This is a genomic window from Actinomadura violacea, from assembly GCF_017573465.1.
Classification (GTDB): Bacteria; Actinomycetota; Actinomycetes; order Streptosporangiales; family Streptosporangiaceae; genus Spirillospora; species Spirillospora violacea.
Map to the genome: position 1 here is coordinate 68923 of NZ_JAGEPF010000034.1, position 17168 is coordinate 86090.

Here is a 17168-nt window from a genome sequence, read left to right on the forward strand (position 1 = left end):
GGTGGCGGGTGAAGGCCGACTGGCGCAAGAGCTCGTACAGCGGTAACTCCACCGACGAGATGTGCGTCGAGGTTGCGGGGTTGGTCGGCGGTGTCGGCATCCGGGATTCCAAGGACCCCGGTGGCGGGCGGCTGACCGTGGGTGTCGATCAGTTCGGCGTCCTGCTTCAGCGGATCAAGGCGGGAGCGCTCGACCGGCCGTAGCGGGCCGCGCCGTAGGGGAGGCGGTGGCCGCGTCGAGAGATCCACGACGACGCGACCCTCGCCGTCCGTGCGTTTCCGCGCCGCCAGGTCAGCGGCCGGTGGTGTTGTCGATGAGTTCTCGCAGGATGTCCGCGTGGCCGGCGTGGCGGGCGGTCTCCTCGATCAGGTGGGTCAGCGTCCAGCGCCGGGACGGTGCGCGGCCGCCGGGCTTGACCGGGCGGGGGCCCGGTTCCTCCAGGTCGTCCCAGGAGGCGATCCGCTCGTTCGCCTCGGCGGTGACCGCCCGGTAGGCGGCGAGGACGGTCTCGGCGGTGTCGTCCGGGGTGAGGTGGAACGTGGCCGGCCAGTCCGCGATGTCGTGTCCGAGCAGCCAGCATCTCTCGACGTGGGTGAGATGCTTGACGAGGCCGAGCAGGTTCGTCCCTGAGGGCACGCCGGGGGCGCGGCCCTGGGCGTCGGGCACGCCTTCGGCCTTGGCCGCGACCGCGTCGCGCAGGTAGTCGAGGAAGCCGGCGAGCACCTCTTTTTCGGCGGGGCCGGTCGACGGCGGCCCGGCGTCGCGTTTGCGAGTGTTCATGGTCTCCTCACGGATCGGTCGGGTACCCACCCTCGCCCAGGGACCCCGCGGACCGCACGTGAGTTTGCCGCCGTGGCAAACTCGGGGGCCGCAGGTCACCGCGGGACGGCGCGGGCCGAGGGAGAGGAGCCCCTGTGCGGCTGGGCATCACCATGTTCGCGACGGACCTGACCATGCCGCCGCACGAGCTGGCGAGGGAGGCCGAGGAGCGCGGGTTCGCGTCGCTGTACGTCCCCGAGCACACGCACATCCCGGTGGCGAGGGAGACGCCGCCGCCGACCGGCGACCTGACGCTGGCGCCCGAGTACGCGCGGACGCTCGACCCGTTCGTGGCGCTCGCCGCGGCGGCGGCCGTGACGGAGCGGATCACGCTCGGCACCGGCATCATGCTGCCCGCGCAGCGCGAGCCGATCGTCACCGCGAAGGCCGTCGCGACGCTGGACCGGATCGCGGGCGGACGGGTCGCGCTCGGCATCGGCTACGGCTGGAACGCCGAGGAGGGCGCCGACCACGGCGTCCCGTGGAAGCGGCGCCGCGCGGTGGTGCGCGAGCACGTGCTGGCGATGCGGGAGCTGTGGACGCGGGACGAGGCGTCCTTCGCGGGCGAGTTCGTGAGCTTCGAGCCGAGCTGGTCGTGGCCGAAGCCCGCCGGGCATGTCCCGGTCCTGCTCGGCGGCGCGCCCGGGCCGACGCTGTTCGCGCACATCGCCGAGTACGGGGACGGGTGGATGCCGATCGGCGGCGCCGGCATCCGCGAGGCGCTCCCGGACCTGCGCCGGGCCTGCGCGGACGCGGGGCGCGACATGGTCCCCGTTGTCCCGTTCGGGACGGTCCCGAGCGCGGAGAAGCTGGACTACTACGCCTCGATCGGCGTCGAGGAGGTCGTGCTGCGCGTCCCGGGAGGCGGCCGGGACGCGGTGCTGCCGGTGCTGGACGGGTACGCCCGCGACCACCTGTGAGCCGCGGCTAGCGGATCATCCGGAAGCAGAAGAACGTCGGGAACCGGTAGGCCTCGCCCTTGCCGGCCTTGACCGCGCCGAGGATGAGGAACACCCACTGCCCGATCAGTGCCTCCAGGTACGGGAACAGGATCGGGATCAGGAAGGCGGGGCTCTTGGCGATGATCGCCGGCGGGACGCAGAGCGCCGCCACCGCCAGCAGGTGGATCATCAGCGTGATCTGGAAGTTCAGCGCCTGCGCCGAGTGGAACCGGATGTAGGGCGACTCGCGCTTCTTCACCAGGTAGATGATCAGTGGCGCGAGGAACGAGATCACGAGGACGCCGACGTAGGCGAAGATCGCCCAGGTGTTGTCGTCGTTGCGCGGCGGCCCGTACTGCGGGGTGCCGGGGACGCCGGGCGGCCCGTAGCCCCAGCGCGGGTCGTACTGTCCTCCGGGCGGCGGGCCCGGCGGCTGCCCGTACGGGGGGCCGTACGGCGGTGGCTGCTCGGTCACGGGGGGTTCCTTCGAGCCTGGGCGGGATCGTCGGATGAATCATAGGCGGGGCCCGGCCGCGTGATCCGCCCGCTGGGCGGGACCCGGCGCACCGGGCACCCGCCCGCGCATTTTAGAATCTCGTTCGGCTCACAAGGAGGCTGAATTGACCGGGGCGACCACCGAACGGCACATGCTCGGCGAGGACGAGGCGGCACCGCTGGCCGGGCTCGCCGCGCGGGTCCGCGAGCTGACCGAGGCGGCCGTCCTCACCGGCGTCGACGTCGGCGAGGCGCGCGCCGTCGCGGACGAGATCGCCGCGCTCACCGAGCGGCTGCGGGCCGTGCGCCGCGACGCGCCGCCGTTCCTCGTGACCGACGGGCACCGCATGGACCGGCAGGGCGGCAACCCGGTCACCGGCGTCCTCAACCCGATCGCGCCGCCCGTCGACCTCGACGTCACGGCGGACGGCATCGTCCGCGCCGAGTTCACCCTCAACGACGTCTACGAGGGGCCGCCGTCCTACGTGCACGGCGGGATGTCGGCGATGGTGCTGGACCAGGCGCTCGGCATGGCCGCCGCGCAGACGGGCGTCGGCGGGATGACCGCGACCCTGGAGCTGCGCTACCGGCGGCCGACGCCGCTCGGCGTCCCGCTGACCGTCGAGGCCAAGGCCAGCCGCGTCGAGGGCCGCAAGATCTACGCGTCCGGGACGATCGCGGGCCCCGACGGCCGCGTCACCGTCGAGGCCACCGCGATGTTCGTCACGCCGCAGCACTTCCTCGTGCACGAGCGCTGAGCGGGGACGGTCAGGTGGGGGCGCCCGCCTCCCGGACGGCCCGCGCCCGCGCCGGGTCCGGCAGCAAGGCGAGCGCGCCGAGCGTCAGCACCGACGACACGATCATCGCGACCGCGATCGCCCACCAGCCGTAGTCGTGCAGCAGCCACGTCGCCAGCAGCGGCGCCGGCCCGCCCGCGATCACCGATGCGAGCTGGTAGCCGATGCCGGCCCCGCCGTACCGCAGCCGGGTCGGGAAGCTCTCGGCGATCAGCGACGCCTGCGGCCCGTACTGCACCGCGTGCGGGATCTGCGCCACGACCACGGCGATCACCACGAGCGCCGCCGCCTTGGTGTTGACGAGCCCGAAGTACGGGAACGCGATGACGGCGATGAGCAGCGACCCGACGGCGTAGACGCGCCGCCCGCCGATCCGGTCGCCGAGATGCCCGGCCGCCGGGATCGTGAACAGCTCCAGCACCGCCGCCGCCGTCACCGCGCTGAGCGCGAGGCCCTGCCTCATCCCGAGGTCCTTGTGGATGTAGGTCAGGGCGAACGAGGTGAAGATGTAGAAGGGCATCTGCTCCGAGCAGCGCAGCAGCGCGCTGAGGATGATCTCCTTCGGGTGCTTGCGGACGACCTCGGCGACCGGGACCCGGGAGACCTCCTTCCTGGCCACGACCTCGGCGAACAGCGGCGTCTCCATCACCCGGACCCGCACGAACAGCCCGACCGCGACGAGCACCAGGCTGAACAGGAACGGCACGCGCCACGCCCAGTCGCCGAACGCCTTGTCCGCCGACAGCGCGATGGCCGTCATCATGCCGGTGCCGAGGATCAGCCCGATCGGCACGCCGATCTGCGGCAGGCTCGCCATCAGCCCGCTGCGCCGCCGGTCGCCCCACTCCATCGACAGCAGCACCGAGCCGCTCCACTCGCCGCCGACCGCGATGCCCTGCAGCACGCGCAGCAGCACCAGCAGCACCGGCGCCGCGGCGCCGATGGAGTCCGTGCCGGGCAGCACCCCGATCAGCGCGCTGGACACGCCCATCAGCACCAGCGTGACGATCAGCATCGCCTTGCGGCCGAGCCGGTCGCCCCAGTGCCCGAAGATCGCCGCGCCGACGGGCCGCGCCGCGAACCCGACCGCGTACGTCGCGAACGCCGACAGCGTCCCCGCGTAGTCGCTCGACTCGGGGAAGAACACGTCCTTGAAGACGATCGCCGCCGCGGTGTTGTAGAGGAAGAAGTCGTACCACTCGATCGAGGTGCCGATCACGCTCGACACCGCGGCCAGCCGCACCTGCCGCCGCCGCTCGTCGCCGCCCGCCGCGCGGGCCCGCGCCGCGTCCCCGGGATCCAGGGTCATGGGAGCCGTCCCTTTCCGACCGCCCCCGCCGGTCCCTGCCGTTCGTGATCTCGGGGATTCCCCGGGCGGGCCGTCCGGAAACCGCTTTCCGTCACCGGCGGCGTTGACGGCGCCACAAACAGACAATAATGTCTGAGTGATGGCGGTGCCGGGCCGTCCTGCGCGTATACCGGACGTGTACCGCCGCCTGCCATCGTGCTCGCTGAGGCTCTGTCACCGATCGGAGGACCTGATGGACGGGGCGGCGACGACGATCCCCCCGAACGACGTGGCCGGCGCGGCCGCCCGGCACGGGTTCGGCGCACTCTGCGACGTGCGGCGCGAGGTCACCGCGACGGCCGCCGTCATCACCGGCGGCGTGACCGCGGTGGTCTGCGCCCTGCTCATGTGGCTGCTCTCGCTGATCCCGGGCTCCATGGACGTCTTCTCCTGGGTCCACTCGCTGGCGTACCCGATCCACTTCGTCCTGCTGATGGGCTTCATCTGGGGCGCCGTGTACGCGATCCGCGGCCTGACCGTCGGCTCGCGGGCGACGTACCTGTTCGAGGGCGGCCTGGTCGCGCGGCGCCGCAGCGGCCCGCTGGTGATCGCCTGGGGCGACCTCGCCGCGGTGAAGGCCGTCTACAAGCGCAAGCAGGGCGACGAGGGCAAGGTCGCCGGCTACAAGGTCGAGGGCCGCCAGGGCACGACCATCCCCGTCCCGCTGCTGCTGGCCGGCGGCCGGGACGCCTTCATCGACCGCATCATCGCCGAGGCGCGCTCGCACGGCCGCCCGGTCAGCTGAGGGGAGAGCACATGACCGAGCCGCAGCCGGAGGCCGTCCAGCCTCCGCCCGCCCCCACGCCCCCGCACTACCAGCAGGCACCGCACTACCAGCAGGCACCGCACAACCAGCAGGCACCGCACAACCAGCAGGCACCGCACTACCAGCAGTCCGCCCCGCCGGCCCCGCACGAGCAGTCGGCGCCGCACTACCAGCAGGTCAGCGACGAGCAGCGGCGCATCTGGGACACCAAGGGCAAGCGCGGCATGGGCTTCGGCGCCGCCTGGTTCCTCGGCGGCCTGCTCATCACGCTGATCACCTACAGCAACGCGTCCGGGCCGAGCGGCGGCGTGTACATCGTCGCCTGGGGCCCCATGCTCTACGGCGCGTACCGCCTCATCTCCGGCTACTTCATGTTCAAGAAGAGCCAGCAGTAGGCGGCGCCGACAGGGGCGGGCGGTCCAGCACACGGACCGCCCGCCCTTTCGCGTGCGCTCCGCCCCATCCCCGCTCGCGTGTTGTGCGCAAAGTGAATGGTTATTCTGCGCAGAACGCGCAGTATGCTCCCTGGTGTCACCGGGACGCGCGGTCCCGGGAAGCGTCGTCACGGGAGTGCGCCATGCAAGTGCCGATCAAGAAGAGCCTGGAGCGGGTCCCCGGCGGGATGATGATCGTCCCGCTGCTCCTCGGCGCGGTCGTGCACACGCTGTTCCCGAGTGCGGGCGGCTACTTCGGGTCGTTCACCGGCGCGCTGTTCAGCGGGTCGCTGACGATCCTCGCGGTCTTCTACGTGTGCATGGGCGCCAGCATCGACGTGCGCGCGACGCCCTACATCGTGAAGAAGGGCGGCGCGCTGTTCGCCTCGAAGGTCGTCGCGTCGATCCTGGTCGGGCTGGTGCTCGGGCACTTCCTCGGCGAGGGCCCGGTGAGCGGCGGGTTCTTCGCCGGGATCTCGACGCTGGCGGTCGTCGCGGCGATCAACGACACCAACGGCGGGCTGTACATGGCGCTGATGGGCCAGTTCGGCAAGCCGAAGGACGTCGCGGCGTACTCGATCCTGACGATCGAGTCCGGGCCGTTCCTGACGATGGTCACGCTGGGCGTCGCCGGGCTGTCGGCGTTCCCGTGGCAGACGCTGGTGGGCGCGCTGCTGCCGCTGCTGGTCGGCGCGATCCTCGGCAACCTGGACCGCGACATGCGCGGCTGGCTCGGCGGCGCGGCCCCGGTGCTCATCCCGTTCTTCGCCTTCGCGCTCGGCGCCGGCATCGACCTCAAGAGCGTCTGGACGGCCGGGCTGCTCGGCCTCGGGCTCGGCGTCGCGGTCGTCGTCTTCAGCGGCGCGATCCTGTTCACCGCCGACAGGCTGACGGGCGGCAGCGGCGTGGCGGGCCTCGCCGCGGCGTCCACGGCGGGCAACGCCGCGGCGGTCCCGGCGATCGTGGCCGGCGCCAACCCCGCCTACAAGGACGCCGCCGCGCACGCGACCGTGCTGGTCGCGGCGGCGGTCGTGGTCACCGCGATCCTGGTGCCGATCGTGACGGCCTGGTGGGCGAGCCTGGTACGGCACCGCGAGGAGGAACGGGCGGACGGCCCGGTGCGCGACGGGGAAGGCGGCGCGGTGTGATGCGGACGGTGATCGTCGCCGACGACCTGACCGGCGCCGCCGACAGCGTGGTCGCGTTCGCGGGCGCCGCCGTCGCGCTCGACCCGGAGAACGCCTGGCCGGACGCGTGCGTGGTCGCCGCCGACACCGACAGCAGGTACGCGCCGCCGGAGGTCGCGCGGGCGCGGGTGCGGGCGGCCGTGCGGCGGGCGGAGCGGGCCGGAGCCCGGGTCGTCAAGAAGATCGACTCGACGTTGCGGGGGCACGTCGCGGCAGAGGTCGCGGCCGCCGCGGAAGCGCTCGGCGCGCGGCTCGTCGTGGTCGCGCCCGCGTTCCCGGCGACGGGACGCACCACGTTGGGCGGTGTCGTGCACGTCGACGGCCGGCCCCTGCCGGAGCGGCGGCACGGCGGGGACGTGGCGGCGCTGCTGGGCGAGGCCGGGATGCGCGTCCGGACGATGGGCCTCGCGCAACTGCGCGAACCGGGCCTCGATGCGCGTTTCGCGCAAACCGGCGGTGTGATCGTCTGCGACGGCGAGACCGACGCGGACCTCGACGCCGTCGCCGCGGCCGTCCCCGAGGGCGCGCTGCTGGTCGGGTCCGGCGGCGTCACCGCCGCGCTCGCCGGACGAGCCCGCGCGCCGCGCGCCGTCCGCGCGAAGAGCGGCCCGTCGCTCGTCGTCGTCGGCAGCTACTCCGACCTCGCGCGGTCCCAGCGGCTCGCGCTGATCGAGGCCGGCTGGACGCCGGTGACGCTGCGTCCGGACGGGCCGGGGCCCGACGAAGCGGGCAAGGCCGTCCGCGACGCGCTGACCAGGGGCGACGTCGTCCTTTCGGTCGACCCGGACGCGCCCGTCGACCGAAGCCGGGCGTTCGCCACCGCGCGGGCGCTGGCGCAGGCGGCCGCGGCCGCCGCGCCGGACGCGGCAGTACTGGCCGCGACCGGGGGAGAGACCGCGCGGGCGGTGCTGGCCGCGCTCGGCGCGTCCGAACTGCGGCCGGTGGGGGAGCCGGAACCGGGGGTGGTGGCCTCGCGCGTGCCGGGAACGGACGCGCTGTTCGTCACCAAGGCGGGCGCGTTCGGCGACCGCGAGACGCTGGCGCGCGTGCTGCGCGCCGTTTCCGATCAGGAGGAGTGAGGCAATGGAACGCCCGATCGTCGGGATCACCATGGGGGACGCGGCGGGCGTCGGGCCCGAGGTCGTCGTGCGCGCGCTGGCGGACCCGGACGTGCGGCGGGGCAGCCGGCCGCTCGTCGTCGGCGACGCCGCGCGGCTGCGCAGGGCCGTCGAGATCACCGGCACCGGCCTGGCGGTGCGGACCGTGGACGGCCCGGAGGACGCCGCCTTCGAGCCGGGGACCGTCGACGTCATCGACCTCGACTGCATCCCCGCCGACCTGCCGTTCGGCGAGCTCAGCGCGACCGCGGGGGAGGGCGCCTACCGGTTCATCGAGCGCGCCGTCCGGCTGGCCGTGGAGGGGCGCATCGACGCCATCTGCACCGCCCCGCTGAACAAGGAGGCGCTGCACGCCGCCGGGCACCGGTTCCCCGGGCACACCGAACTGCTCGCGTCGCTGACCGGTACCGACGAGGTGTCGATGATGCTGACCGCGCCGAAGCTGAAGGTCATCCACGTGACCACGCACATCGGCCTGGTCGACGCGGTCGAGCGGATCGAGCCGGGCCTGGTCGAGCGGACCGTCCGGCGGGGGCACGCGACCCTCGTCAAGGCGGGCGTCGCCGAGCCGCGGATCGCGGTGTGCGGCATCAATCCGCATGCGGGGGAGAATGGGCTGTTCGGCCACGGCGAGGAGGAGGCGAAGATCGTGCCCGCGATCGAGCGGCTCACCGCCGACGGGATCGACGCGCGCGGGCCCCTGCCCGCCGACACGGTCTTCTTCCGCGCGGTGCGCGGCGACTTCGACCTGGTCGTGGCGATGTACCACGACCAGGGGCACGGGCCGGTCAAGGTCATGGGGCTGGAAGCTGGGGTGAACATCACCGTGGGCCTGCCCGTCATCCGGACGAGCGTGGACCACGGGACCGCCTTCGACATCGCCGGGACGGGCGAGGCCGACCACGCGAGCATGCTGGAGGCGATCCGGCAGGCGGTCGAGCTGGCCCCCGCCCGGTCGGAGGGCTAACCGCCGGAGAGCCGGGAGAGGGAGGCGTGGTGAAGGCCGAGGAGCGGCGCGAGCGCATCGCGCGGCTGCTGCGGGAGCAGCCGGTGCGGGTGGAGGAGATGGCGGAGGCGTTCGCCGTCTCGCCGTCCACGATCCGGCGCGACCTGCAGGTGCTGAGCGACGAGGGCGCCGTGGTGCGCACCTATGGGGGCGCCCTGTCGGCGGCGCCGGGCGAGCAGCCGCTGCACGAGCGGGAACGGCTCGCGCTCGCGCAGAAGGCCGCGATCGCGGCGGCGGCCGAGGCGCGCGTCCGGCCGGGCGCGATGCTGCTGCTGGACGCGGGCACGACGGTCGGCGCGCTCGCGTCCCGGCTCGCGTCCTGGGCCGGCATCACCGTGGTGACCAACGGGCTGACCGCGCTGGACGCGCTGGCCGACAGCGCGGGCGTCGAGCTGGTCGCGCTCGGCGGCGCCGTCCGGCACGTCAGCCTCGGCATGATCGGGCCGCTCGCCGAGGGCGCGCTGCGCGCGATCACCGTCGACACGGTGTTCCTCGGCGCGGACGGCGTGGTGGCCGGGCGCGGCGTGTGCGAGGGGACCGCCGAGCAGGCGTCGCTGAAGCGGCTGATGGTCGAGCAGGCGCGGGAGGTGTGCGTGCTGGCCGACGCGTCCAAGCTGGGCCGGGCCGAGAGCAACTGGTGGACGCCGCTGGACCGGCCCTGGACGCTCATCACCGATTCCGGCGCGACCGGGGAGCAGCTGGCTCCGTTCCGGGCGCGCGAGGAGGTCACGGTGACCATCGCCGTCCCGTAGCGCGGTGGTCAGTACTCGTAGACCTTGACCGTGGGCGGGCGCTGGTCCCAGGTCGCCACGACCGACGAGGTGTGCGCGTCGGTGAGGAAGTCGACGCGCAGCCAGCCCGCCGCCTCCGTCACGCGCGTCTCATACCCCGGGTTCGGCGTCGCCGACACCAGCTTCACCCGCCCGCCGGTGAACGCCAGCGCCGCCTGCCCGCCGCGCGTCGCGAAACTGCGCACGTTGCCGGACGGCTTCGGCTTGGTGGGCTTCCCGGACGGCGACGGCGACGGCGACCTGCTGGGGGTCGGGCCCTGGTCCTCGCCCGCCGCCGGACTCGGCGCCGACGTCGGGGACCCGACGCTCGTCGGCGGACCCGGCAGCGTCGACGGGCTGCCGTGGATCACCGGGCCCGCGATCGGCGGCGGCGCCGACCGCTCCGACACCGCGCCGCGCACGACACCGCGCACCCCGAGCCAGGACAGCGCCACCGCCACCGCGGTCGCGACCGCCCACGGGGCAACATACGACATCGCCCGACGCATCGACACATGGTGGCATACGGTTCCGGCATGGCGAGTGTTCTGGTCATCGAGGACGACGCGAACGTCCGTACCGCCTTGATCCGCGAACTCAGCGCGCGCTCGCACGTCGTGCGCAGCGCCGGCACCGCGATGGACGCGCTCCGCGAGGTCACCCAGTCGCCGCCGGACGTGGTCATCCTCGACCTCGGGCTGCCCGACCTCGACGGCGCCGAGGTGCTGAAGATGATGCGCGGCGTGTCCGACGTCCCGGTCATCATCGCCACCGCCCGCGACGACGAGCCCGAGATCGTCCGGCTGCTCAACGCCGGCGCCGACGACTACCTCATCAAACCGTTCTCCGCCGAGCACCTCAGCGCCCGCCTCGCCGCGGTGCTGCGCCGCTCCGCGCGGTCCGGCCCCGCCGCCGAGATCAGCGTCGGCGGCCTGCACATCGACCTCGACCGCCGCGAGGCCCGCCTCGACGGCGCGCCGCTGGAGCTGACCCGCCGCGAGTTCGACCTGCTCGCCTACCTCGCCGCCCGGCCCGGCCGCGTCGTCGCCCGCCGCGAACTGCTCGCCGAGGTGTGGCGGCAGGCCTACGGCGACGACCAGACCATCGACGTCCACCTGTCCTGGCTGCGCCGCAAGCTCGGCGAGACCGCCGCGCAACCCCGCTACCTGCACACCGTCCGGGGCGTCGGGGTCCGGCTGGCCGAGCCCGGCCCCCGCGCATGAGACGCACGCTGGTCCTGGTGTCCCTCGCGGTCACCTCGATGGTCGCGCTGGCCTTCCTCATCCCGCTCGCGCTGACCGTCCGGGAGATCGCCCGGGACCGGGCCCTGACCACCGCCGAACGGCAGGCCAGCGCGCTCGGCCCCGTCCTCGTCGTCACCGAGGACCCCGCCGCCCTCGAACGCGCCGTCGCCAGCACCCAGGCCGGCGCCGCCGGGCGCATGACCGTGCACATGCCGGACGGCACGCTCGTCCCGAAGCGCAAACCCGGCGACCCCGCGGCGGGAACCGAGCAGCTCATGGAGGCGGGCCGCCGCGGCCGCTCCTACACCGCGCGCGTCTCCGGCGGGTACGCGCTGCTGCAGCCGGTGTCGCTGGACGCCGGCCGGACCGCCGTCATCGAGGTCTTCCTGCCCGATGGCGACCTCACCCGCGGGGTGTGGAAGGCGTGGCTGGTGATGACCGCCGTCGCCGCCGCGCTCGTCGCCGGGTCCGTCGGCGTCGCCGACCGGCTCGGCAACCGGATGATCCGCTCCACCCGCCGGCTCGCCGAGGCCGCCGCCGCGTTCGGCGACGGTGAGATGTCGGTCCGCATCGAACCGGACGGCCCGCCCGAGCTGATCGAGGCCGGCCTGGCGTTCAACGCGATGGCCGACCACGTCGTCCAGCTGCTGTCCGCCGAACGGGAGATGGCCGCCGACCTGTCGCACCGGCTGCGCACCCCCCTCGCCGCGCTGCGCCTCAACGCCGAGGCGCTCGGCCACGGCCCCGTCCCCGACCAGACCCGCGAGGCCGTCGACCGGCTCGAACGCGAGGTCGACCAGATCATCCGGACCGTCCGGCGCCCCACCGGGCGCGGCAGCTGCGACGCGTCCAAGGTGCTGCGCGACCGCGTCGGGTTCTGGTCCGTGCTCGCCGAGGACGAGGGCCGCTCCTGCGAGCTGATCGGCGCCGAGGGCCCGGCGCCCCTGCCGCTGCCGGGTTCGGAGCTCGCGGCCGCCGTCGACGCGCTGCTCGGCAACGTCTTCCGGCACACCGCCGAGGGAACCGGCTTCGTCGTCACCCTCCACCAGGGGCAGGGCGTCACCGGCATCCTCGTCGCCGACGGCGGCCCCGGCATCACCGACCCGGACGCCGCCCTCAAGCGCGGCAGCAGCGGCGGCGGCTCCACCGGACTCGGCCTCGACATCGCCCGCCGCGCCGCCGAGTCCACCGGCGGCTACCTGCGCATCCACCGCAGCGTCCTCGGCGGCGCGCAGGTGCAGATGTGGTTCCGCACCAAGTGGCTGCCGCCGGCCCGCCGCTCCCGCCGGCTGGTCCGGCGCCGCCATTCGCGCACCTAGTCCCGCACGTGGTCGCCCGTCGTCCCGTCGATCAGCTCCCGGACGACGTCCATGTGCCCGGTATGCCGCGCGGTCTCCTCGATCATGTGGATCAGCACCCAGCGCAGCGACACCGTCGGGCCGAACCAGGCCGTGCCGGTCGAGTCGACGTCCAGCTCGTCGATGACCGCGTCCGCACCCGCCCGCGCCCGCTTATAGAACGCGATGATTCCTTCGGCGGTCTCGTCCGCCTCGACCCGCAGGTCCATCTCCGGGTCGTCGTCGTCCAGCGGCACGGGCTCGGTCTCCCGCCCGAACGTGTGGCAGAACCAGAAGTACTCCATCGCCGCCAGGTGCTTCGTCAGCCCCAGCAGGCTCGTGCCGGACGGCGTCATCCGCCGCCGCGCCCGCTCTTCGTCGAGTCCTTCGAGCTTCCACAGCACCACGTCCCGGTGCCGGTCGAGGCTCGCCTTCAGGCTTTCCTTCTCATCGCCGAGGAACGGCACATCCTTCATCGCCGCACCGTACCAGCGCGGAGGCCGGCGCCCGCCCGGAGCACCGGCCCCCGCCACCGCGTCAGTGGCAGTCGGAGTACCCGATGTACCACTTGCCGTTCCCGTTGCCGGTCTTGTAGTCGGCGATCCAGAACTTGTCCGGGAGCCGCACCCACAGGTACCCGTCCCTGCGCTGGACGGTGTCCCAGTCCGTGGTGACCTGGCTGTCGTGCTTGAGGATGCGGACGACCCGGTACCGCACCCCCGGCCCCTCCCGCAGGTTCAGCCCGTCCGACGGGAGGACGCGGCCGTGGCACCACCGCTGCCGCAGCTCGTCGCGCACCATCAGCCGGTGCATCGCCTGCGCGGCTCCCTTGGCCCCGACCTTGATCGCCCCCGGTCCGTGCCCCTCCTCCCCGCCATGCGGCGGCTTCACCTGCGCGGGCCGCGGCGGCGGCTGCTCGCCGGCACTCGCCGCCCCGCCGGCGCCCAGCGCCGTCCCGCCGAGCACGACACCGACCAGCCCCGCGCCGACCTTGATCCCTACGTGCATCTGTACCTCCCTGCGAACCGACACGCGAACGCTACACAGAGTGACAGATAGCAACCTCAAAGTGACAGCACCGACCGCCAGGCTTCCCTTCCATGCACCGGAGATCGCCGGTCAATGTCCGCGATCTTCCAGGGGTGGGAGGTAGGGGCGGAAGTGGTCGGCGACGATGTCGGCAACGGCATCGGCATCCTGCGTGCCGTCGACCTCGATCACGCGGATGCTGAGGCGCCGGGCGGAGCGGGCGGCGTCGTCGGCGACGAGGCGGTCCCGGCCGAGCCGGTTGCGCTGGGCCCGGGCCGGGTCGCTGACGCCGTGCCCGACCGTGGCGGTCCGGGGCAGTTCGCGCAGCTGCCGCTCGCGGAACCCCTCGGTCGGCACCATGACGACCATCCGGCGGGGCGAGTCGATGATCGGCGCGACCAGCTCGGGCCGCAGCCCCCACCCTTCGGCGACGATAGGACGCCCGGAGACCAGCCCGCGCAGATCGTCCAAGGCCCATTCGAAGCGGACGGGAAACCCGGCGAGGGTCTCAGCAGCCATCTCCTGCGGATTGGTGTTCACCCACGTGGCATCAGGATCAGGCGCATCGGGCGACTGTCCAAGCCTGACCCGCCGCGCAACCCGCCGATCATCGTGACCCCGCGCGTCGTGGTAGTCGTAGTGGTAAGCGGTCAGCCCGTACCGAACGGCCAGCAGCCTGGCCACGGTGGTTTTCCCGGCCCACTGCCCACCCCCAATCCAAAGTCCCCGCCGAAGCGTCCCGAACGGATCCCACACACCGTTGTCAGTAGCGCGCACGGTCACAGATCTCCCGAAGTAGCCGTGAATAAGGGTGGCTCAGCGGTTCCCTAAGTGAGGCTTAAGGGGGTTCTGGGGTGGGCGGGGGCGGCTTAGCGTTGGGGGTGTTCACATCGGAAGACGGCGGAGGTGCACAGGCGGAGAGCAGAGCGAACGTCGACTGAGGTTCCTGATTGAGACAGGTCTCCGGCCCGCACGGCCCCGTTTACCCCGCTCTGGGGCCGTGCGGGCCGGAGGCCTTTCTCAGTCGCGGGGGAGGGCGCCGAGGAGGAGGAGGCGGAAGGCGTCGGCGGTGCCGGTGGCGGCGGTGTCGCCGGTGGCGAGGCGGCGGACGGCGAGGCCGTAGAGCATCGCGACGACCGCGGGGGCGTGGCGTTCGGCGTCGGGGATGCCGAGGGCGGTGAGGACGGCGGTGGCGAGCCGGTCGTAGGCCTCGACGGAACGGGCCGAGGTGTCGCGGATGGCGGGGTCGCGGGCCGCGTGCAGGTGCAGTTCCAGGTTGGCGATCTGCTCGGGGCCGTAGGCGAAGTCGACGACGGCCTTCTCCACCAGGTCCGCGGCGTCGACCGGGGCGATGCCCGATTCGCGGAGGTCCTCGGCGTAGGCGGTGATGCGGGCGATCTCGGCGTCGACGAAGGCGCGCAGCGCCTCGCGGAGCAGTTCGTCCTGGCTGGGGAAGTGGTAGGTGAGGGAGCCGAGGGAGACGCCGGCCGCCCGGGCGACGGCGCGGTTGGTCACGGCGCCGATGCCCTGCTCACCGATCAGGCGGAGGGTGGCGTTGAGGATCTGCTCGCGGGCGCTCATTACCGCCCAGTCTTCCGTAAACCCGGTGCGGACGCTATCGTTCGTTCGAACGAACGACACACCGGAGGTTGGCGTGGAGCTGGGTCTGGCCGGTCAGGCGGACGCGCTGCGGAAGGGCGAGGTCTCCTCCGTGGAACTGGTGGAGGCGTCGCTGGAGAGCATCCGGCGGCAGGAGTCGCTCGGCGCGTTCCGGGTCGTCCGGGAGGCCGCGGTGGAGGAGGCCCGGGAGGCCGACAAGCGGCTGGCCGAGAAGGAGCGGCTCCCGCTGCTCGGGGTGCCCGTCGCGATCAAGGACGACACGGACATCGCCGGGGAGACCACGCCGTTCGCGGTGGCCGGCGATCACCGGCCGGTGGAGCGGGACGGGGAGGTCGTGCGCAAGCTGCGGGCGGCCGGCGCGGTCATCGTGGGCAAGACGACGACGTGCGAGATCGGGTTGTGGCCGTTCAGCGAGTCGCCGGAGTACGGGGTCGCAAGGAACCCGTGGAACCCGGAGTACACGCCGGGCGGGTCGTCGGGCGGGTCGGCGGCGGCGGTGGCGGCGGGGATGGTCGCGGGCGCGGTCGGGTCCGACGGGGCCGGGTCGATCCGGATTCCGGCGGCGTGGACGGGCCTGGTCGGCATCAAGCCGCAGCGGGGGCGGGTCTCCGGCTTTCCCCATACGGATCCGTTCAACGGGATCACCGTTTGGGGACCGCTGGCGCGGAGCGTCAAGGACGCGGCGTTGATGCTGGACGTGCTCTCGGGCAGCCACCCGGAGGACGTCTACCAGGTGGGACGTCCGGTGCTGCCTTTCGTGGACGCGACGCGTAGGGAGCCGGGGCGGTTGCGCATCGCCGTTTCGTACCGGACGGCTTTCGGTGTGAGCGGGAAGCTGGACCCGGAGATCCGGGAGGCCGTCGAGCGGCTCTCGCGGCGTTTGACGGAGCTGGGGCACAAGGTCTTTCCGGCCGATCCCGATTACGGGCTGGTGGGGCTCGGGCTCGTTCCGCGGGGGACGGTCGGCGTCGCGGAATGGCTCGACTCGATGCCGAATCCGCGGCCGGAGGCGCGGACGGAGGTCGAGGCGCGGATCGGGCGGACATTGGGGAAGCGGCTGCTGCCGCTGGCCAAGAAGATGGACCCGTACCTGCGCAGGAAGGTCGGCCGCATCTTCCGGTACGCCGATGTGGTTCTGACGCCTACGACCGCGCAGCCGCCGTTGAAGGTCGGCGCGTTCGACGGCGCCGGATACCAGAAGACGCAGTCGGGCGTCGCGGCGGCGTGCCCTTATGCATGGACGTGGAATGTGCTCGGGTGGCCCGGTGTGAACGTCCCGGCGGGATTCACCAAGAACGGTCTGCCGATCGGGGCTCAGCTCCTCGGGCACGACTCCGACGAGGCGACGCTCATTTCGCTGGCGGCCCAGCTGGAGGCCGTCGAGAGGTGGACGCAGCGCCGTCCCTGAAAGGCCCGCGCCGGGCCGCCGGTGAAGGGGGTCCGATCCGTCACCGGCGGCCCGGCGCGTCTCAGTAGCCGGCGCCGGTCAGCAGGCCGCCGTCGACGAGGACCTCGCTGCCGGTGCAGTACGACGAGTCGTCCGACGCTAGGTAGACGATGAGGCCGGACACCTCCTTGGTCTTGCCCATCCGGCCGAGGGGGAGCGCCTTCATGAGCGCGTCGGCGCTGTCGGCCTTGGCGGCGATGATGTCGTCCTGCATGAACAGCGGGGTGATGATGCCGCCGGGGTGGATGGAGTTGACGCGGATCCCGTACTCGCCGAGCTCGCGGGCCGCGGACTTGGTGAGGCCGCGGACGCCGAACTTGCTGGCGCTGTAGGCGGCGAGGCCGTCCGCGCCGACGAAGCCCTCGGTGGAGGAGACGTTGATGATCGAGCCGCCGCCGGCCTCGCGCATCGCGGCCGTCACCGACTTCACGCCGAGCCACTGGCCCATCAGGTTGACGTCGATGATCTGCCGGAACTCGTCGAGGGACATGTCCTCGATGGTCTTGTAGCGGATGATGCCGGCGTTGTTCACCAGGACGTTCAGCGCGCCGAAGGTGGACGTCGCGGTGCCGACGGCGTTCGCCCAGTCGTCGGGCGACGTCACGTCCATCCGGACGAACCGGACGTCGTCCCCGAGTTCGGCGGCGAGCTTGCCGCCCTCCTCCTCCAGGACGTCGCCGAACACGACCTTCGCGCCTTCGGCGGCGAAGCGCTTCACATGGGCCTTGCCCATGCCGCGCGCACCTCCGGTGATCAGCGCCACCTTGCCGTCAAGCTGCCCCATCAACGCTCCTCGTTCCCAGCGGCGAC

At 73.0% G+C, this 17168-nt stretch carries 21 protein-coding genes; 12 read left to right on the plus strand and 9 right to left on the minus strand.

Translation table 11 applies throughout. The features are described 5' to 3' along the window. The first annotated feature begins 8 nt into the window (after window positions 1–8). Entirely contained in the window at window positions 9–203 is a 195-nt protein-coding gene (locus J4709_RS42825; RefSeq protein WP_208250801.1) for a DUF397 domain-containing protein, read from the plus strand. 88 nt (window positions 204–291) lie between these two features. On the opposite strand, the gene J4709_RS42830 is transcribed toward J4709_RS42825, so the two are convergent. Beyond that, window positions 292–780, minus strand: coding sequence for a DinB family protein (locus J4709_RS42830; RefSeq protein WP_208250803.1), 489 nt, complete (start codon window positions 778–780; stop codon window positions 292–294). Between the two features lie 134 nt (window positions 781–914). On the opposite strand from J4709_RS42830, the gene J4709_RS42835 reads away from it, so the two are divergent. Next, complete coding sequence (locus J4709_RS42835; protein ID WP_208250804.1) at window positions 915–1739, plus strand: TIGR03619 family F420-dependent LLM class oxidoreductase; 825 nt, start codon at window positions 915–917, stop codon at window positions 1737–1739. Window positions 1740–1746: 7 nt separating this feature from the next. On the opposite strand, the gene J4709_RS54095 is transcribed toward J4709_RS42835, so the two are convergent. Further along, entirely contained in the window at window positions 1747–2235 is a 489-nt protein-coding gene (locus tag J4709_RS54095) for a DUF4870 domain-containing protein (RefSeq protein WP_307802044.1), read from the minus strand. 145 nt (window positions 2236–2380) lie between these two features. On the opposite strand from J4709_RS54095, the gene J4709_RS42845 reads away from it, so the two are divergent. Continuing rightward, complete coding sequence (locus J4709_RS42845; RefSeq protein ID WP_208250805.1) at window positions 2381–3013, plus strand: PaaI family thioesterase; 633 nt, start codon at window positions 2381–2383, stop codon at window positions 3011–3013. Between the two features lie 10 nt (window positions 3014–3023). On the opposite strand, the gene J4709_RS42850 is transcribed toward J4709_RS42845, so the two are convergent. Continuing rightward, window positions 3024–4361 (minus strand): MFS transporter, encoded by a 1338-nt coding sequence (locus J4709_RS42850; protein WP_208250806.1) that lies wholly within the window; start codon window positions 4359–4361, stop codon window positions 3024–3026. Window positions 4362–4593: 232 nt separating this feature from the next. On the opposite strand from J4709_RS42850, the gene J4709_RS42855 reads away from it, so the two are divergent. The 6 genes from J4709_RS42855 (at window position 4594) to J4709_RS42880 (ending at window position 9663) form a co-directional block, all read left to right on the plus strand. Further along, the gene (locus J4709_RS42855; RefSeq protein WP_208250808.1) at window positions 4594–5145 is read left to right on the plus strand and encodes a hypothetical protein; all 552 of its coding nucleotides are present in this window, start codon (window positions 4594–4596) and stop codon (window positions 5143–5145) included. A gap of 11 nt (window positions 5146–5156) precedes the next feature. Next, window positions 5157–5561, plus strand: a complete 405-nt coding sequence (locus J4709_RS42860) for a hypothetical protein (RefSeq protein ID WP_208250810.1) — start codon at window positions 5157–5159, stop codon at window positions 5559–5561. Window positions 5562–5743: 182 nt separating this feature from the next. Next, the gene (locus tag J4709_RS42865) at window positions 5744–6748 is read left to right on the plus strand and encodes a 2-keto-3-deoxygluconate permease (protein WP_232384902.1); all 1005 of its coding nucleotides are present in this window, start codon (window positions 5744–5746) and stop codon (window positions 6746–6748) included. Then, on the plus strand, window positions 6748–7866 hold the full coding sequence (locus tag J4709_RS42870) for a four-carbon acid sugar kinase family protein (protein ID WP_208250812.1): 1119 nt from the start codon (window positions 6748–6750) through the stop codon (window positions 7864–7866). The genes J4709_RS42865 and J4709_RS42870 overlap by 1 nt, the downstream gene beginning before the upstream one ends. 4 nt (window positions 7867–7870) lie before the next feature. After that, a complete protein-coding gene (gene pdxA / locus J4709_RS42875) occupies window positions 7871–8872 on the plus strand; it encodes a 4-hydroxythreonine-4-phosphate dehydrogenase PdxA (protein WP_208250814.1) in 1002 nt (333 codons plus the stop codon). Window positions 8873–8901: 29 nt separating this feature from the next. Then, the gene (locus J4709_RS42880; RefSeq protein ID WP_208250816.1) at window positions 8902–9663 is read left to right on the plus strand and encodes a DeoR/GlpR family DNA-binding transcription regulator; all 762 of its coding nucleotides are present in this window, start codon (window positions 8902–8904) and stop codon (window positions 9661–9663) included. Between the two features lie 8 nt (window positions 9664–9671). Here the strand turns inward: J4709_RS42880 and J4709_RS42885 are convergent, their stop codons facing one another. Beyond that, window positions 9672–10178, minus strand: coding sequence for a hypothetical protein (locus J4709_RS42885; protein WP_208250817.1), 507 nt, complete (start codon window positions 10176–10178; stop codon window positions 9672–9674). Between the two features lie 39 nt (window positions 10179–10217). Between J4709_RS42885 and J4709_RS42890 the strand changes: the two genes are divergently transcribed. Together J4709_RS42890 and J4709_RS42895 are read left to right on the plus strand one after the other, a co-directional pair. Further along, the gene (locus J4709_RS42890) at window positions 10218–10904 is read left to right on the plus strand and encodes a response regulator transcription factor (protein WP_173099590.1); all 687 of its coding nucleotides are present in this window, start codon (window positions 10218–10220) and stop codon (window positions 10902–10904) included. Beyond that, window positions 10901–12244 carry a sensor histidine kinase gene (locus J4709_RS42895; RefSeq protein WP_208250819.1) on the plus strand — a complete coding sequence of 448 codons (1344 nt, stop codon included), beginning with the start codon at window positions 10901–10903 and terminating at the stop codon, window positions 12242–12244. The genes J4709_RS42890 and J4709_RS42895 overlap by 4 nt, the downstream gene beginning before the upstream one ends. Here J4709_RS42895 and J4709_RS42900 read toward each other — a convergent pair. The 4 genes from J4709_RS42900 to J4709_RS42915 form a co-directional block, all read right to left on the minus strand. Then, complete coding sequence (locus J4709_RS42900) at window positions 12241–12738, minus strand: DinB family protein (protein ID WP_208250820.1); 498 nt, start codon at window positions 12736–12738, stop codon at window positions 12241–12243. The two genes, J4709_RS42895 and J4709_RS42900, sit on opposite strands and share 4 nt — an antisense overlap. A 61-nt stretch (window positions 12739–12799) precedes the next feature. Next, window positions 12800–13270 carry an SH3 domain-containing protein gene (locus tag J4709_RS42905; RefSeq protein WP_208250821.1) on the minus strand — a complete coding sequence of 157 codons (471 nt, stop codon included), beginning with the start codon at window positions 13268–13270 and terminating at the stop codon, window positions 12800–12802. Window positions 13271–13381: 111 nt separating this feature from the next. Continuing rightward, window positions 13382–13975, minus strand: coding sequence for a hypothetical protein (locus J4709_RS42910; protein ID WP_307802045.1), 594 nt, complete (start codon window positions 13973–13975; stop codon window positions 13382–13384). Window positions 13976–14311: 336 nt separating this feature from the next. Further along, a complete protein-coding gene (locus J4709_RS42915) occupies window positions 14312–14872 on the minus strand; it encodes a TetR/AcrR family transcriptional regulator (RefSeq protein ID WP_208250822.1) in 561 nt (186 codons plus the stop codon). Between the two features lie 73 nt (window positions 14873–14945). On the opposite strand from J4709_RS42915, the gene J4709_RS42920 reads away from it, so the two are divergent. Further along, the gene (locus J4709_RS42920; protein ID WP_307802046.1) at window positions 14946–16319 is read left to right on the plus strand and encodes an amidase; all 1374 of its coding nucleotides are present in this window, start codon (window positions 14946–14948) and stop codon (window positions 16317–16319) included. Window positions 16320–16380: 61 nt separating this feature from the next. On the opposite strand, the gene J4709_RS42925 is transcribed toward J4709_RS42920, so the two are convergent. Then, window positions 16381–17142, minus strand: coding sequence for a glucose 1-dehydrogenase (locus tag J4709_RS42925; protein ID WP_208250824.1), 762 nt, complete (start codon window positions 17140–17142; stop codon window positions 16381–16383). Window positions 17143–17168: the final 26 nt, after the last annotated feature.

Bases quoted from the DNA above. Each gene is read 5' to 3' on its own strand.
- J4709_RS42860 (WP_208250810.1), top strand. From the start codon at position 5,157: ATGACCGAGCCGCAGCCGGAGGCCGTCCAGCCTCCGCCCGCCCCCACG.
- J4709_RS42855 (WP_208250808.1), top strand. From the start codon at position 4,594: ATGGACGGGGCGGCGACGACGATCCCCCCGAACGACGTGGCCGGCGCG.
- J4709_RS42890 (WP_173099590.1), top strand. From the start codon at position 10,218: ATGGCGAGTGTTCTGGTCATCGAGGACGACGCGAACGTCCGTACCGCC.
- J4709_RS42925 (WP_208250824.1), bottom strand. From the start codon at position 17,142: ATGGGGCAGCTTGACGGCAAGGTGGCGCTGATCACCGGAGGTGCGCGC.
- J4709_RS42905 (WP_208250821.1), bottom strand. From the start codon at position 13,270: ATGCACGTAGGGATCAAGGTCGGCGCGGGGCTGGTCGGTGTCGTGCTC.
- J4709_RS42850 (WP_208250806.1), bottom strand. From the start codon at position 4,361: ATGACCCTGGATCCCGGGGACGCGGCGCGGGCCCGCGCGGCGGGCGGC.
- pdxA (WP_208250814.1), top strand. From the start codon at position 7,871: ATGGAACGCCCGATCGTCGGGATCACCATGGGGGACGCGGCGGGCGTC.
- J4709_RS42870 (WP_208250812.1), top strand. From the start codon at position 6,748: ATGCGGACGGTGATCGTCGCCGACGACCTGACCGGCGCCGCCGACAGC.
- J4709_RS42865 (WP_232384902.1), top strand. From the start codon at position 5,744: ATGCAAGTGCCGATCAAGAAGAGCCTGGAGCGGGTCCCCGGCGGGATG.
- J4709_RS42895 (WP_208250819.1), top strand. From the start codon at position 10,901: ATGAGACGCACGCTGGTCCTGGTGTCCCTCGCGGTCACCTCGATGGTC.
- J4709_RS42915 (WP_208250822.1), bottom strand. From the start codon at position 14,872: ATGAGCGCCCGCGAGCAGATCCTCAACGCCACCCTCCGCCTGATCGGT.
- J4709_RS42830 (WP_208250803.1), bottom strand. From the start codon at position 780: ATGAACACTCGCAAACGCGACGCCGGGCCGCCGTCGACCGGCCCCGCC.
- J4709_RS42900 (WP_208250820.1), bottom strand. From the start codon at position 12,738: ATGAAGGATGTGCCGTTCCTCGGCGATGAGAAGGAAAGCCTGAAGGCG.
- J4709_RS42885 (WP_208250817.1), bottom strand. From the start codon at position 10,178: ATGTCGTATGTTGCCCCGTGGGCGGTCGCGACCGCGGTGGCGGTGGCG.